Source organism: uncultured Psychroserpens sp. (assembly GCF_947503375.1).
Taxonomy (GTDB): Bacteria; Bacteroidota; Bacteroidia; order Flavobacteriales; family Flavobacteriaceae; genus Psychroserpens.
Map to the genome: position 1 here is coordinate 1 of NZ_CANNDQ010000001.1, position 16,281 is coordinate 16,281.

The 16,281-nt window shown below is 33.4% G+C and carries 13 protein-coding genes; 5 read left to right on the top strand and 8 right to left on the bottom strand.

The features are described from left to right. The coding region (locus tag Q0876_RS00005; RefSeq protein ID WP_299222738.1) for a choice-of-anchor L domain-containing protein at positions 1–2,922 on the bottom strand (2,922 nt) is incomplete at its 3' end. Between the two features lie 372 nt (positions 2,923–3,294). On the opposite strand from Q0876_RS00005, the gene Q0876_RS00010 reads away from it, so the two are divergent. The 5 genes from Q0876_RS00010 to Q0876_RS00030 all read left to right on the top strand — a co-directional run bounded on the left by Q0876_RS00010 (position 3,295) and on the right by Q0876_RS00030 (position 8,309). Then, positions 3,295–4,197, top strand: a complete 903-nt coding sequence (locus Q0876_RS00010; protein WP_299222741.1) for a NifU family protein — start codon at positions 3,295–3,297, stop codon at positions 4,195–4,197. 62 nt (positions 4,198–4,259) lie between these two features. Continuing rightward, positions 4,260–4,460: a dodecin family protein gene (locus Q0876_RS00015; protein ID WP_299222743.1), complete on the top strand. Its 201-nt coding sequence runs from the start codon at positions 4,260–4,262 to the stop codon at positions 4,458–4,460. Between the two features lie 138 nt (positions 4,461–4,598). Next, complete coding sequence (locus Q0876_RS00020; RefSeq protein WP_299222746.1) at positions 4,599–6,629, top strand: thioredoxin domain-containing protein; 2,031 nt, start codon at positions 4,599–4,601, stop codon at positions 6,627–6,629. A 64-nt stretch (positions 6,630–6,693) separates the two neighbouring features. Next, a complete protein-coding gene (locus tag Q0876_RS00025; protein ID WP_299222749.1) occupies positions 6,694–7,395 on the top strand; it encodes a hypothetical protein in 702 nt (233 codons plus the stop codon). 101 nt (positions 7,396–7,496) lie between these two features. Beyond that, entirely contained in the window at positions 7,497–8,309 is an 813-nt protein-coding gene (locus Q0876_RS00030; RefSeq protein WP_299222752.1) for a mechanosensitive ion channel domain-containing protein, read from the top strand. A 6-nt stretch (positions 8,310–8,315) separates the two neighbouring features. On the opposite strand, the gene tsaB is transcribed toward Q0876_RS00030, so the two are convergent. From tsaB to Q0876_RS00065, 7 genes are read right to left on the bottom strand one after another with little or no spacing between them, the layout of a single operon-like run. Next, the gene (gene tsaB / locus Q0876_RS00035) at positions 8,316–8,987 is read right to left on the bottom strand and encodes a tRNA (adenosine(37)-N6)-threonylcarbamoyltransferase complex dimerization subunit type 1 TsaB (protein ID WP_299222755.1); all 672 of its coding nucleotides are present in this window, start codon (positions 8,985–8,987) and stop codon (positions 8,316–8,318) included. Positions 8,988–9,018: 31 nt separating this feature from the next. Further along, on the bottom strand, positions 9,019–10,314 hold the full coding sequence (locus Q0876_RS00040; RefSeq protein ID WP_299223919.1) for an efflux RND transporter periplasmic adaptor subunit: 1,296 nt from the start codon (positions 10,312–10,314) through the stop codon (positions 9,019–9,021). 6 nt (positions 10,315–10,320) lie between these two features. Continuing rightward, entirely contained in the window at positions 10,321–11,763 is a 1,443-nt protein-coding gene (locus tag Q0876_RS00045; protein WP_299222758.1) for a TolC family protein, read from the bottom strand. A gap of 52 nt (positions 11,764–11,815) precedes the next feature. Beyond that, the gene (locus Q0876_RS00050) at positions 11,816–12,976 is read right to left on the bottom strand and encodes an HlyD family efflux transporter periplasmic adaptor subunit (RefSeq protein ID WP_299222761.1); all 1,161 of its coding nucleotides are present in this window, start codon (positions 12,974–12,976) and stop codon (positions 11,816–11,818) included. 18 nt (positions 12,977–12,994) lie between these two features. After that, positions 12,995–14,254, bottom strand: a complete 1,260-nt coding sequence (locus Q0876_RS00055; RefSeq protein WP_299222764.1) for an ABC transporter permease — start codon at positions 14,252–14,254, stop codon at positions 12,995–12,997. Between the two features lies 1 nt (position 14,255). Continuing rightward, positions 14,256–15,500, bottom strand: a complete 1,245-nt coding sequence (locus Q0876_RS00060) for an ABC transporter permease (protein WP_299222766.1) — start codon at positions 15,498–15,500, stop codon at positions 14,256–14,258. Continuing rightward, positions 15,493–16,194, bottom strand: coding sequence for an ABC transporter ATP-binding protein (locus Q0876_RS00065; RefSeq protein WP_299222769.1), 702 nt, complete (start codon positions 16,192–16,194; stop codon positions 15,493–15,495). The genes Q0876_RS00060 and Q0876_RS00065 overlap by 8 nt, the downstream gene beginning before the upstream one ends. Between the last annotated feature and the right edge of the window lie 87 nt (positions 16,195–16,281).

A 16,281-nucleotide genomic window follows, 5' to 3' on the forward strand; every position in this document is an offset into this window, starting at 1 on the left:
TGTATTCTTTAACGTTAAATCTATTAATGTTAATCCATCAGGTACACCATCATCACAAACCTCTAATGCCGTTGGGGTCACTACCGCAGGTAGTGGATTAACAACCAAATCAAAAGTTCCAGTAGCAACACATCCTGAAGTAACATTTGTTATTGCATAAAAAATAGTTTGTGGATTACTTGTGTTAGTATATGGGTTTGCTAAGGCGTTATTTACTGCATCAGCATCAGCCTGTGTTTGGTGATAGGTTAATATAACACCTACTTGACCATTTAATATCTCAATATCTTTAGTGCTTAAATCAAACTGTTCCATTTCATCTCCTGGTGCATTATCATCGCATAATTGATAATCACTCACATTAGAAATACTTGGCAACGGGTTAACTATTAAAGTTAGCTCAACCGTATCGTAACAACCAATAGTACCACTCTCTACACGAACATAAACAGTTTGTACGTCTGAAACGATATTATTGTAAGGGCTAGCTAAAGGGTTTATTCCCATATCAGCATCTGACTGTGTTTCGTGATAAGTTACGGTAAGGCCAGTTTGAGACCCAACAACTTCAGTATCTTTTAACGTAAGCGTGAACGTAGCAAAACCATCATTATCATCATCACAAACCTCTAAAGGAGTTAATATGTTAGCAACTGGATTGGCTATAACTTCTAAATCTAGTGTAGTTGTGTTATAACATCCTGCATCATTATTAGCTTCTAGTCTAATAAATATAGTCTGATTACTAGCGGTTGTGTTTGTATAAGGAATAGATAAAGCATTCATAGCTGAATCTGCATCTGCTTGAGTAGCATAGTATGTAACATTAACTGTACTAGGATCTAATGCTCCAATAACCTCATCGTTCTTTAAACTAAGATCAAACATTGTAAATCCATCAGCTATAGAATCATCACATATCTGAAAAGGGGTTACAGTATTGATTGATAATGTTGAGAAAACTAAATCAAAATTTGTTGTAGCAGAACACTCTTGACTAATATCTGCAATTCTAGCGTAAATAGTTTGAGGATTAGAAATATTAGGATAAGGACTAGTTAAAGGATTGAAATTGGCCTCAGCATCAGCTTCAGAAAGATGGTAACTAATTACAAAATCTGTTGGATTTTGTGCTCCCAAAATTGCGGCATCATTATCAGTTAAATTAAATTCTCCTGTACCAGTCAAACTACACAAACTTAGGTCTGAAGCAGGGTTTGCAGTAGGACTTGGCTTGAATTCTACAACAATAGAATCTGAAGTTTCACAACCTACGGCAAAGATCACATCAACACTGTATACACCAGGATCAGTTACATCTATTGTAGAACTCGTTTCCCCAATAATTTCCACACCATCTTTATACCATACATGATCAGCACTTGGTGCAGCTGTATCAAGAGTTACCATTTCACCACCACATTCAGCTGTTCCGGCAGCAATAGTGATATCGTCACCTAATTCTCCTCCTAGATTAAAACTTCCAGCTTCAAGAAAAATTGCAGAGTCCCATATTGAGTCACCTTCGTCAGCAACAACCAACTTAATTTCATAGGTGGTATTAGGATTCACATTTGCTGTTGCAGTTAAAACTACAGTTCTTCCTCCATAATTAGTGTCATTTATAAGGTAACCTTCAAAAAATGCTGGATTTGCTGTACACACTCCAGAATTATTAATATTTGTAACACTTACCGGTGTACCATCAGGCAGCACTGCAAGATTCGTGTAAGCTGTTGTTCCTACTTCTCTTAAAAGGAAAGCAAAACTATCAGCAAAACTACACTCAGTACTACCATCATATTCTTCAGAAAACATAATATAACGAAAACTTATACTACTTGCTGTAGGAACGAAATTAAACTTGATAAATGTTGCATCATTTGTATCTGTTTGACCTAAAGCAGCTTCTAGATCGTTGTCTCCAGGCTGATTATTATCAAAAGAAACTAAAGCTCCATTATTAGTCATATTACCAGCTGGAAATGCTCTTCCTGTTGATAGAACAATTCCTTCTTCAAACGGGAAATTAACAGCACCTCCTTTAGTGAAATATCCATAACTTTTAGTCGCAAGATCTCCAGGACTTCCATTAACTTGAAATGAAAAATTATCTACTCCAGAACATCCACCAGACACTAATACGTCTTCAATCAATTGTTCGGGCGAATATGATGATTCTGGATAGGCGGAATTATTTATAGTAACTATAGGCTCTAAAACTAAAACAGGTATCGTAATGGTGCCTGAGCAACCTGTTGGATTCGTATCAGTAACTGTAAGCACAACATTATAAGTTCCTGGATTATTAAATGTATTTGAAACGGATTGTCCAATGGCTGTATTGGAGTCGCCAAAATCCCAATTAAATGTAGCTCCCGTGCCATCATCAGAAAACATAGCATCACCATTAAAGTCTACCACAGTTCCAGGTGCTATTTCGATAACACCAGCTCCATTAACAACTGGGTTGGTACTATCTATCGAAGCCATAATTGTTTGGCATTGTTGTGCACAAGTTATTTCTGCTGCAAAGCCTGTAGTAGTGCCTGTAGCATTAGACTGAAAATTAAGTGTAATACAACCACTCGCAGAAGAAGCAATAACTGTACCTGGACTTACAACCCCTGAATACGTACCAACAAGTGGTGCCGTTATATCGTCTCCATCATAGATAGTTAAAATATCTGTATTAAGCTGTGTACTAAAGGCAGTAAAATTTAAAATTATGAAGTCGCCAGGGTTTTCAGGGCAAATAGTAGTTGTAATGTTTTCGTCACTACCATAGTTTCCTGCTCCTCCTCCAGAATCAAAAAACATGTCTGGATCACATCTGTTAAAGGTTCCGTTTTGCATCGAGAGATCTTGAGCAAAAGAACTTATCGATAGTAGAAATATAAATAATATGTATAGTTTTTTCATAACACTTTATTAGACTAATCTAATTTTATTACAAAAGCTATTAAACATGCATCAATAAAAACTTAACAGTCTTATAATTAACCAAATCAATAGCTTAGAACAAATAACGATACAATTATTTACACGTTAACTTTTAGTTTGGTAGTTAGGCTTTTTTATAATAAAAGCGAAATTTAGTAAATTTTAACTAATTACGTCTTGTAATTCATTACAAAATTGCCAGTTTAACAGTTAGTATTATTCAAAGAACATACATAATAACTAATATTATAAGCTTTTAGTATCCCTATTTAGAATCTAATCCTTTTAGGTTATTATTAAAAATGACTATTTTGATACTATTGTTTAGTATTTTTGCAAAAAAATCCAATGATGGAATCCATAAAAATTTCAATAAAGAACACCTCTAATCCAACAATTATAAAATTTGAGGCTGATGAGTTTCTTACTCAACATGAGAGCTTTGAGTTTAATACAATTGATGAAGCTTCAATATCACCTTTAGCACAACAATTATTCTATTTACCTTTTGTAAAAAAGGTATATATCTCAGGTAATTTTATTGCTGTGGAGCGTTATAATATTGTAGAATGGGAAGATGTACAAGGTGAAGTCGCACAACAAATAGAATCGTATATCAACAATGGAGGCGTAATAATAGACCCTTCAACTTCAAAAAAGAAGGTTCCTGTTACTATCTATGCTGAAAGTACACCTAACCCATCAGTTATGAAATTTGTTGCTAATAAAAAACTTGTTATTCACTCTCATGAATTCAAATCTATTGATGAGACTAAAAATGCACCTTTGGCTTCTGAATTATTTCATTTTCCTTTCGTAAAAAGCATTTTCATAGATGAGAATTTTGTATCGATAACAAAATACGATATAGCTGAATGGAATGATATTACTATGGAACTTCGTGAATTTATTAGATCTTATATTGAAAACGACAAGACGATTATCCTTAATGATATTGATAATTCAATAGAAAAGACAACTAAAAAATTAGACCAAGCATTTGAAGCTCAAGATGACATTTCTAAAGAAATCATTAGCATACTTGAAGAATATGTTAAACCTGCAGTAGCTAGTGATGGTGGCAATATTGAATTCCAATCCTACGATCCAGACAATAAAACTGTAAAAGTCATTTTACAAGGTGCGTGCAGTGGTTGCCCATCTTCAACTTTTACCTTGAAAAATGGAATTGAAAACATGTTAAGAGAAATGTTAAATGGGAAAGTAAATACTGTAGAAGCCATTAATGGTTAGGCAATTAAGATTAAAATTAGTAAATTTAATGTTCACTTAATTTTAATTTAAAAAACAACGATATGGCAGTATTAAAAGTAATTGAGGTATTATCAAATTCTAGCGAAAGTTGGGAAGATGCGACAAGGAAGGCAGTAAAAGAGGCTTCTAAAACAGTAAAAAATATTCGTTCAGTTTATGTACAAGACCAGAGTGCAATAGTTAATGGTGATGCTGTAACCGAATTTAGAGTTAATCTCAAACTCACCTTTGAAGTCAATTAATTTGATCATATAATAAAAAGCACTCTAGATTGAGTGCTTTTTTTATGAACTTTACTTAACATTTATTGATTAATACTTACTATTCAATTTTGTACATTGTTTCTTACACTAAATGTTTATAGCCAAAACTCTACACTTATGACTCATAGATATACGAATAGTCTTATTAATGAAACTAGTCCCTATTTGCTTCAACATGCTCATAACCCAGTGAATTGGTATGCATGGAATGATGATGTCATCAAATTGGCTAAATCACAAAATAAATTGATAATCATTAGTGTTGGCTATTCAGCATGTCATTGGTGTCATGTCATGGAAGACGAAAGCTTTGAAAACGAAGAAGTTTCAGAAATCATGAATACAAATTTTATTAACATAAAAGTAGACAGAGAGGAACGTCCCGACATAGATCAGGTCTATATGAATGCCGTTCAATTAATGACAGGCCAAGGAGGATGGCCCTTAAATGTAATAGCATTACCAGACGGCAGACCAGTTTGGGGCGGTACCTACTTTAGAAAAGAACAATGGATAAACGCTTTAGAACAAATTGCTACATTATTTAAGAGAGACCCTAAAAAACTATTTGAGTATGCTTCTAAACTAGAGGAAGGCATCAAATCTTTAGACATTGTATCTCTAAATACTGATGAAGCAATATTTGAAACCAGCTTCATTTCAAGATCTATTACCTCTTGGTCTACACAGTTTGATTACACAAAAGGTGGCATGAATAAAGCTCCAAAATTTATGATGCCAAATAATTTTCATTTTCTATTGCGTTATGCTTATCAAATGAATGATAAGCAACTTCAAAATTATGTAAATACCACTCTCACTAAAATAGCTTATGGAGGTGTTTTTGACCAAATTGGAGGTGGTTTCTCACGATATTCTGTTGATGACAAATGGCATGTTCCGCACTTTGAAAAAATGTTGTATGACAATGGACAACTTGTAAGTCTTTATTCTGATGCTTATCTAGCTACAAAAAATCCACTTTATAAAAACGTTGTAAAAGAAACTCTTGATTTTATAAATCGTGAATTAAAAGGAGATTACGGTAATTTCTATTCTGCATTAGATGCAGACAGTAAAAATCACCGAGGAAAATTAGAAGAAGGCGCTTACTATGTATGGCAAAAAGACACTTTAAAAACACTTTTAAAAGAAGATTACATGTTGTTTTCAGATTACTACAATATAAATAGTTACGGATATTGGGAACACAACAATTATGTGTTGATTAGAAAGGATGATGACGCATCAATCATAAAAAAACATAAAATCACACAAAACATATTAAACAACAAAAAAAGCAATTGGAAAGCCTTGCTTATAGAACATCGTGAAAAACGAATAAAACCAAGACTAGACGACAAATCATTGACTTCATGGAATGCGATCATGCTTAAAGGCTACATTGATGCATATCGTGTTTTTAAGAATGAAATCTATTTAAATACCGCTATTGAAAATGCAAACTTTATTATAGAAAACCAAATAAGAGACGATAGTGGTCTAAATCACAACTTCAAAAACGGTAAGAGCAATATAAACGGCTATTTGGAGGACTATGCCAATACCATTTCAGCTTTTTTAGCTCTATACGAAAATACATTAGACGAAAAATGGCTATTGCTATCTCGGGACTTAGCAAATTATACGCTAGATCATTTCTTAGATGATTCAAGTAATATGTTTTACTTCACTTCTAATGAAGATACGAGTCTTGTATCTAGAAGTATCGAGTATAGAGATAATGTTATACCAGCCAGTAACTCAGTAATGGCTAAAAATCTATTTTTATTATCACACCATTTTAATAACAATCATTTTTTTAACATTGCTAGAGCGCAGTTGAATAATATTAAATCCGAAATAATAGCTTACACCTCAGGCTATTCAAATTGGTTAGACCTAATGCTTAATTTTACTCAACCTTTCTATGAAATTGTTATTATAGGTAATGATGCAAAAGAAAAATTATCAGAATTAAATACAATTTACCATCCAAACCATTTGATTGCAGGTAGTTTTAGAGAAAGTGATTTGCCACTTTTAAAGGGTAGGTTTGCTAAACACAATACACGCATATATGTTTGCGTTAATAATAGTTGCTTATTACCTACAAACGATATTAATGACGTAGTAAATAAAATTTAACTTATAATTTAAAATTAGTCCCTTAAATATTTAATATTTTTGGTGAAATTTAAAAAAAATGAAAATGAAAAAAATCAATTTAGTACTAACCTTCACAATTATATTGTTTTCAGTAATTACTATCCATGGTCAAGGAATAGGAAACATGCAATCTGAGGTGAGAAATAATTTCTTCACTCGAATCAATTCAACGGTTGATGAGAAAATAAAAGGATCACCATATTTAAATGACACCTTCACTCCAGCAAGCATCTCGATTAATGGTGATAGTAAAGTATACAATGTAAGGTTAAATGCATATAGTGATGTAATTGAAATTGAAGATCAAGAAAATAAAAAATTCACTATAGATAAGTCAATAAAAGATGTAACTATTACATTTTTAAAATCTGGCTCTGTATTTGAATTAATTGATTACTTAGATAATGACAATATTGATCGTGCTTACTTTTCACACCTTTCTTCAAAAGATAGTAAAATAAAACTGTTCAAAAGCAGTCCTGTAATACTCGTAAAATATAGCCAAGTATCTAATGGCTACAGCTCACCCAAACCATCGACTTATAAAAAATCATCAGATAAATTCTACATTAAAAAACAAGGAGATGGTGAACTTGCGGTTAGAGTTCCAAAAAACAAAAAAGGTATTGCTAAGCTTTTTCCAGAGCATCAAAATGCTATTTTAAAATATATTAAATCTGAAAGCATTAAAACCACTAAAGAAGAAGATTTAATCAAACTAATAGATTATATTAATACGCTATAGTTTAATATAAAAATTTCTGCTGAACCCGAACGTTATAATTCTTAACATTCGGGTTTTTGTTTTATTTTTGCAACTCACTAATTATTAAAAATTTAAACCACATGGATTTACAAAAATGGATTGATAAAGGATATGAACTTATAGTAGATTTTGGTCCAAAAGTGCTAGCTGCAATAGCTATTTGGATCATTGGATCTTTTATTATTAAAAATCTACTTAAGGGGATTAGAAAAGCTATGGAAAAAAGAGACTATGATGTGAGTCTTAAAAAATTCTTACTTAATTTATTAGGTTGGATTCTAAAAATAGTACTCATTATTGTTGTCCTTGGAACTGTTGGCGTAGAAACCACTTCTTTTGCTGCTATAATTGCTGCCGCAGGTTTAGCTATAGGCTTAGCACTTCAAGGATCCTTGGGCAATTTTGCTGGAGGTGTTCTACTTATGATATTCAAGCCAATTAAGGTAGGTGATCTTATTGAAGCTCAAGGTGAGATAGGTGTTGTAAAAGAAATTGAAATATTTACAACAAAACTAACAGGACTCTCAAACAAAGAAATCATTATTCCAAATGGTGCATTATCAAATGGTAATATAGTTAATTATACTACTGAAGGTACTCGTCGTGTTGACCTTGTTTTTGGTGTTGGTTATGATTCTAATATTAAACAAACAAAAGAAGTACTAACTGGCGTTTTAACTTCACATCCAAAAGTTCTTAAAGAACCTGCTCCCGCTGTAACTGTTATGGAGTTAGCTGATAGTTCAATAAATTTTGCTGTAAGACCATGGTGTAATACAGAAGATTATTGGGATGTATATTTTGATGTCACTGAACAAACAAAAGAAGCTCTTGATGCTGCAGGTATTGAGATTCCTTACCCACATCAAGTTGAAATTCAAAAGCAAGAATAATCTATTTTATTTTTTTGATTTTAAGGCAATAAAATCTTTTAAATAAAATGGCTCAAAATAAGCGACATCTTCAGTGTCGCTTATTTTGTATTTATTGTAAGCTAATACACTCATCTCTTTAGCAGAAGGAAGTTTTCCATCAACAAAAATAGCATTGTCATGCGAAATTAAAGTTTTCGTTTTTTCTACTGCATTTCCAACAAAGAACACTTTGCCGTTAGCTAGATAATCATGAAATGAATGCTCATTGAGTATTTGTGCTTCTATGGTTCTTACCTGCTTAAATGAACTATTATATACCGCAGAGTAAACCTCTAGTCGTCTTGCATCTAGTATAGGAACTATTACACCTTCCGATACGTTAATTTGATATGCAAGTGCTTTTAATGTTGAAACAGAGATTAAAGGAATACCTAGTGCATAACTTAACCCTTTAGCTGCAGAAACACCTATACGTAAACCTGTGTACGAACCAGGACCCTTACTAACTGCAATAGCATCGATATTTTCTCTATTAATTTTGGCACTTTTAACAACTTCGTTTATGAAGACATGTAATGACTCTGCATGCGAATAATTGCTATTATTATCTTCTTTTAAAACTAAAGTCTCTCCTTTACTTGAAAGAGAGACTGAACAGTTTGTAGTTGACGTTTCTATGCTGAGTATAATTGCCATAATAAAGGTTGAATCTTACAGCAAAAATAAATTAATCTTCCTTCTTAATATCATTTTTAGCATTGTTCTTTGGCTCAATATCATCACCAGGGTTCAATTTTTTTGACACTAAGTTGTAAGGCCCTGTAATAATTTCATCTCCTTCACTCAAACCAGAAACAATTTCGATGTTGGTATCGTCTTGAATTCCAGTTTCTACAACTCTCAGTTTAGCTTTACCGTTATTAGCAACAAAAACACATTCGAATTTTTCTTCATTCTCTGGTTTTATTTCTTCAGACACACGGTCTTTATAACTTTTTTTTGTTGAAGATGTATCTGTTTTGATTACTATAGAACTTATTGGAACGGCAATAGTCTTGTCTCTTGTATCTGTTATAATATCTACAGTTGCCGTCATACCTGGTCTAAATGGGGAGAAATTTTCAGGTTTATCAACTAGTAAATCTTGATATGACTCTTCAAGAATTCTAATTTTCACTCTAAAATTAGTTACCTGATCAGCAGTCAAAGTTCCAGCCGCAGAGTTAGCTATTTCTGTAACCACTCCTTTGAATTCCTTTTTCAAATAAGCATCAACTTCAACCATGGTAGAATCCCCTATTTGAACCTTAACTATATCATTTTCATTCACATCGACTTCAACTTCCATATTGTTAAGATTTGCTACTCTTAAAATTTCTGTTCCAGCCATTTGTTGAGTTCCAACAACACGTTCACCTAATTCAACATTAAGCAAAGAAATTGTACCACTCATTGGAGCATAAATGGTAGTTCTTTCTAAATTATCTTTTGCTTCGCTTACGGTAGCTGCAGCACTCTGAACATTGTAATATGCCGAGTTCTTTGCAGCCGCGGCTGTCTCGAATGATGCGATAGCTCTATCCCAATCTGCTTTAGATATCACTCCTTTTTCAAAAAGTAACTTGCTTCTATCGTAGTTTGCTTTTGCTTCTCTTAAAGAGGCTTCAGCTTGCTCTAAACCTGCTCTCACATTTTGATAAGATGCTTGTGATCTATTTACGGCTGATTGTATAAGATCTGGGTTTACTTTTACCAAAAGATCTCCTTTTTTTACTTGTTGACCTTCTTTAAATGGCAGCTCTAAAATCTCTCCAGATACTTCACTCGATATTTTTACCTCAACTTCAGGTTGTATTTTTCCGGTTGCCGAAACTGTTTCAGTAATGTCCATTAAGGCTACCTTTTTAATTTCTACTTCAGCAAAATCACCTCTCTTACCAAACCAACCGCTTTTTGATGCAAGCACAAGAAGCGCTAAAAGAGAAGCTATAATAAGTAATATAAGGAGTGTTCTTCTTTTGATCATAATTTAAAACTTTAGTTCTGTTGCAGGAATTCCAAAATACAATTCTAATACTTTTAACTTAAATATATAATCATATTTAGCACGATTCAATTCGATATTAGAATTGTCATAACGTAATTTAGATTGGCTAAAATCAAATGCATTCGTCAAACCTACATCGTAACGCTCTTTAGCATACTCATAAGCTAATTCTTGAGATTCCAAAGCTTTTTTAGCTGCCTCATAAGATTTAAAAGCACCTCTAGCATCAACATATGCTTGATACACAGTAGATTCTAAATCTAATTCAGCTTGCTCTAGTTGATATTTTGTGCGTTCAAGATTAACTTGATTACGCTTAACATTGCCTCGTGTTGCGAACCCATTCAAAATAGGAATATTTAATTGTAATCCATAAGAAATACCATCATTTTGCCATAATTGATCTGTAAATGGGTCTGCACCTACTTCACGAGTTAACGTATTTGGGAACTGACTCACTACGGCTTGACCTGTAGCTTCCACAACACCTATTTGCCGAGTTTCTGTTGGGTTACTTGCATTAATTTCTTGTATAAATGAAGTTGCATCAGTATATCTAGTATCGTAGCCAAAAAATGCTGAAAGCGTAGGATAAAATGCACCTCTAGCAATTTGAAGGTCTTTCTCAGCGAGTGCAACATTTTCTTCAGCTATTTTTATCTCAGACCTGCTTTCTTTGGCTTTGGCTAATATTTCTGAAATGTCTTTATCTGCAATACCACCATCAATAATATCGTAACCTTCATCTTCTATATCAAAATTTTCGTAATCTTTTATTAATAGCAATTGTGCTAAACTAATTAAAGATATTTGTATGCTGTTTTCTGCATTAATGATTGCTTGTTGCTCACTAGCATCAGTAGCTTTTATTTCAAGTAGATCACCTCTAGGTAATGAACCTGCATCTACTAAGTCTTGAGTACGAGTTATTTGCTCTTTAGTAACATCATTTTGAGACTTTAGCACTTTAAGATTAGCCTTGTTCAGGATTACTTGAAGGTAACCATTTGCTACAAATAGTGAAATATCGTCTTTCATTTTATCAAGACGATACTGACTCGCTAATCTAGAAATTTCTGCACGTTGTAATGTTCTATAATTTCTTAGACCGTCAAACAAGGTATAACCTACATTAACACGTCCTGTTACAGACAAAAATGTAGTGGTTTGGGCATTATTCGTAACTGGGTTAAAACTAAGACCTGTATTTTCTGAAATCCCACTTGAAGCACTCAAACTTGGCAAAAAATTACCAATGGCTGTGAGCTTATCAACTTCCGCAGCATCAACATCTAACTCACTTTGTTTTACTGAAATGTTGTTTTCTAAAGCATGTTGAACACATTCAATGAGTGTCCATTTTTTATTTTGAGCTTGAGAGCTTATTGTTATTAAAATAATAACTATGCAAATTGTTTTTCTCATGATTAACTTGTATGTCTCTGAATATATTAAAGTGTTACACTAAATATTAAAACTATCGTCCTGTAAATTGCTGAACACCCTGAACAGGATTCCAAACTTTAATTTTATCCTCTTTATTAATCCCATTTTTTACCTCTACAAAGATACCGTCACCAATACCTAGTTCTAGATCTTTTCGTTCAAATTTTTGATCTCCAACTTGAACTTCGACATATGGTTTTTTAGTCTCTTCATCGTACTGTACTAATGCTTCTTTAATAGCTAAGACCTTTTCAGCTTTTTCTAGAATAATTGATGCATTTGCACTCAGTCCTACGCGAATAAAAGTAGAATCCATTTTCTTAACTGTTCCTTTTATCTCAAACTGTATCGCGCCATTTTCTTCAACACCTTTTGGCGCTATATAATCTAAAACCGCATCAAAAGTTTTTCCTTCTATGGCTCCAACAGTTATTTCTAAAGGGAGGCCTTCTTTGATTTTTCCAACTTCACTTTCATCAACTTTACCTTCAAAGATCATTTTTGTAACATCTGCTAATGAAGCAATAGATGTTCCTTCGTTAAAATTATTTGCTTCAATAACTTGATTTCCTGCTTTTACCGGAACATCTAGAACCATCCCAGCTACAGTTGCTCTAACTTGAGTTTGAGCTATATTACCTAATCCAGATGTAGTACCAGTTTTAATGATGTCGTAATTTTGACGTGATTGGGTGACATTAATCCTAGCTTGTTCTACTTGTTGCTTCGCTTGTAAATAGGTGTTATTTACTTGGTCGAACTCATTTGCAGCGATTACATCCTTCTCAAAGAGTTCCTTTTGGCGGTCAAAAATTGCTTTTTGTGTTTTATAATTGATTTCTGCAGTTTGCAAAGCTGTTCTGTTTGAAGCTATATTATTTTTAGCACTTGTAAGATTTGACACATTAGGAATAACACGAATCTGAGCAATCAAATCGCCTTGCTTCACATATTCTCCAGCTTCAATAAACACTTCTTCTACTACTCCAGAGATATTAGGTTTGATTAAAATCTCTTCCTTGGGAACAATACTTCCTGTGGCTACTGTTTTAACCACTATTGTTTCTTCTGAAGGCATTTCAGTAGTATAAGTTACTGGATCTTCTTGGTTTTTCTGCCATAGGTAGTATAGTGCTACTACGAAAAGCGTAACAATTAATAATAGTGCAATTAATGTTTTTGTTCTTTTCATTTTTTGATGATTAAATATTTATTCTATTCTTAAAGCGTCAACAGGTTTCATTTTTGTTGCTCTATTTGCTGGTATAAAACCAGCGGCTAATCCTGACACTGTTAAAATGATTAATGCCGTAAATACCACTTGCATACCTACACTTGGATTAGCAAAATTTTCAGTTGGACCAACATTATCTAGTATAGCATTGAGAGCCCATATAAAAAATGCAGCAAAGGATACACCTAGCATTCCAGAGATTATAGTTAATATTAAGCTTTCGTGTAGTATTTGTCCTTTAATCATCCAAGGTGAAGCTCCTAATGCACGTCTGATTCCAATTTCCTTGGTACGCTCTTTTACTACTATTAGCATAATATTATTTATCCCTATTATACCTGACATTAGTACTAACGCTCCAACAAAATAGCCTACAAAAGCCAATATTGAAAATAGACCTTGCATTTGAGCAAATTCTTCAGCCAAATCAGAATGACCAATCGCTCTATGATCTTCTGGATGCACTTTATGTCTGGATTTCATTAAATCAAAAATTTGCTGTTTTATTGAAGTAATAGGCACATCATCAACTGCTGTTATAGCCATCCAACCAACTCGGTCACCTCTGTTAAATGCTTGTCCGAAAGTAGTAAATGGGATATAAATTGTATTAGCTTCCTCTTCTCTATTCCCTTGACTATTACCGTTTTCAAAAGTGCCAACAACCATAAAGTTGACGCCATTAATTTTAATGTAAGTCCCTAGTGCCTCTTCATCCTTATCGTATAGGGCTTTGACCACACCAGTGCCGATAACACAGATCTTTCGCTTTTCATTAATATCAGAATAACTAATAAAACGACCTTGCAAAATATCTAAAGGTTGTTGGTTGATATATTCTGGATAATCTCCATATATCTGAAACGCAGCTGTTTTAGTACCCCTAATAACGTTATTATTACCTCTATAGCCTCCAAGTTGATTTCTTGGTGACACATACTTAAGATTTGGTACTTCTCTTTTTATAGCAGCGACATCATCAAGTTTATAATTAAACCATCGCCCTTTTGGCAAACCTTTATATGGCTTTGAAGTTCCTTGTGTCCACATAAACAAAGAATTAGTAGCAAAGCCTCCAAAATCTGACATTACTCCATTTTTTAAGCCATTAGTTAAAGCCAATAATGCGACTAATATGAATATTCCCCAGAATACTCCAAAGGCTGTCAAGCCTGTTCTGAGCTTGTTTGCATTTAGGGCTTCTAGTATTTCGTTCCAGCGTTCTTTATCAAACATTTTATTCGTCTCTTAGTGCAACAATAGGTTTAATCTTTGCGGCGCGATAAGCAGGAATAAATCCAGCTATTGCACCAGCAACAACAAGTATAAAGACAGTCGTTAGCGCCAAATTAAAATTAACTTGAGGATTCTTGATAAAATCATGTTGTATTTGTGGCCCTGCAAGTTCTAGAAGACCTAGACCGAAAATTAACCCGAATAATCCGGCAAACATAGTTACAAAAACTGCTTCTTGAAGAATCATTCCAATAATTGAAATAGGTAGTGCGCCCAATGCTTTTCTAATACCTATTTCTTTAGTACGTTCTTTAACGATAATGAGCATGATATTACCAACACCTACGATTCCCGCAATGATAGTTCCAATACCTACAAACCAAAATACAGCTTGAATTGTAGCTATTATTGAATAAATTTCTTTTGCTTTTTCTAATGTATTGAAAACTTGTATTGCCCTCGTATCGTCAGGTGATACTGTATGTATTAATTTCAATTCGTTTTCTATGGCCTGTGACATATTATTAGACAATTCAACTGCCTCGTCAAAATTATCTGACATCTTAACTGTTACCAATATGTTTCTAATATTATCTCCAGCTCCAAAGACTTTCTGTGAGGTAGATAAAGGAATATAAGCTTGTTGTTCTTCGCGCTCACCTCCTGGGTCTATAAAAACACCAACCACTTTAAAACTAATCCCAAAAATCTTTATGTCTTTATCAATTGGATTTTCATCTTTAAATAAATCCTGTTTCAATTTTCTACCAATAACAGCTACTTTTCGTGTTTCATCTAAATCTGTTTGATTTACGAATCTACCAGACTCCATATCTGCATTTTCAATAAATTGATGTCCTGGCATTGCGCCTCGAACTTGATATCTCACGCTTTCATTCTTATAAGTTATATCGGCTCCCCATATAGAGTATAGGGCTGTTTCATGTTCTATATTCTTTTCATATTTTTTAGAAATGAAATCAAAATTCTCATTTTTCATTTGAATATATCGCCCAGGGTTTAACCCTTTATAACCTTTAGTAGTGACACTTGTCCATACTGTAATCAAGTTTGTAGCATCTCGCTCAAATTCAGATTTCACACCATTTTCAAGTCCTTTACTAAAGCCCAAAAGTATAACCAATATAAATATACCTGAAGCAACTGAGAGACCAGTTAAGAATGTACGAAGTTTATTTTTTCGTAAAGTTTCAAATATTTCTTGCCAACGCTCTAAATCAAACATGCTGAGTAGCTCTAACTTGTTCTACCTTACTATCATCGATAATAACACCATCTTTGAGATTCACAATTCGTTTGGTCATTTGAGCAATGTCATGCTCATGTGTGACTACGAGTATGGTCTTCCCTTCATCATTAATACCTTGAATGAGTTCCATGACTTCATATGAAGTTTTCGTGTCAAGAGCTCCTGTAGGTTCATCAGCTAAAAGAACTTTTGGTTCACTGGCTAATGCTCTTGCTATCGCTACACGTTGTTTTTGTCCTCCTGAAAGTTCACTTGGTAAATGGTGCGACCATTGTGCAAGGCCTACTTTTTCTAAATAATGCATGGCTCTTTCTGTACGTTCTTTCCTTTTAATCCCTTTGTAATACAATGGCATTGAAACGTTATCTAATGCACTTTTGTAGTTAATAAGATTGAACGATTGGAAAACGAATCCTAAAAATTCGTTTCGGTACTTAGCAGCAACTTTTTCGTTAAGGTCTTTTATATGAAAATTATCAAGTGTATAACTGCCAGAATCTGCCTCATCTAGCATACCTAATATATTAAGTAGTGTTGATTTTCCAGAACCTGAAGATCCCATAATTGACACAAGTTCACCTTCAGCAACATCAAAGTTAATTCCTTTTAGCACATGAAGTGAATTACTACCCATGTGATACGATTTATGTAAATCCTTTATCTGGATCATAGCGGAGATGGTTAATTCCTACAATATTACGCAATTACCTAAACGGTTAATGCTAAGTATTTGTTAAGAATTGTATTTGATTGATAT

Coding starts and splice junctions, on each gene's coding strand:
- Q0876_RS00010 (WP_299222741.1), top strand. CDS start 3,295: ATGGAATCCATAAAAATTTCAATAAAGAACACCTCTAATCCAACAATT.
- Q0876_RS00015 (WP_299222743.1), top strand. CDS start 4,260: ATGGCAGTATTAAAAGTAATTGAGGTATTATCAAATTCTAGCGAAAGT.
- Q0876_RS00020 (WP_299222746.1), top strand. CDS start 4,599: ATGACTCATAGATATACGAATAGTCTTATTAATGAAACTAGTCCCTAT.
- Q0876_RS00025 (WP_299222749.1), top strand. CDS start 6,694: ATGAAAAAAATCAATTTAGTACTAACCTTCACAATTATATTGTTTTCA.
- Q0876_RS00030 (WP_299222752.1), top strand. CDS start 7,497: ATGGATTTACAAAAATGGATTGATAAAGGATATGAACTTATAGTAGAT.
- tsaB (WP_299222755.1), bottom strand. CDS start 8,987: ATGGCAATTATACTCAGCATAGAAACGTCAACTACAAACTGTTCAGTC.
- Q0876_RS00045 (WP_299222758.1), bottom strand. CDS start 11,763: ATGAGAAAAACAATTTGCATAGTTATTATTTTAATAACAATAAGCTCT.
- Q0876_RS00050 (WP_299222761.1), bottom strand. CDS start 12,976: ATGAAAAGAACAAAAACATTAATTGCACTATTATTAATTGTTACGCTT.
- Q0876_RS00055 (WP_299222764.1), bottom strand. CDS start 14,254: ATGTTTGATAAAGAACGCTGGAACGAAATACTAGAAGCCCTAAATGCA.
- Q0876_RS00060 (WP_299222766.1), bottom strand. CDS start 15,500: ATGTTTGATTTAGAGCGTTGGCAAGAAATATTTGAAACTTTACGAAAA.
- Q0876_RS00065 (WP_299222769.1), bottom strand. CDS start 16,194: ATGATCCAGATAAAGGATTTACATAAATCGTATCACATGGGTAGTAAT.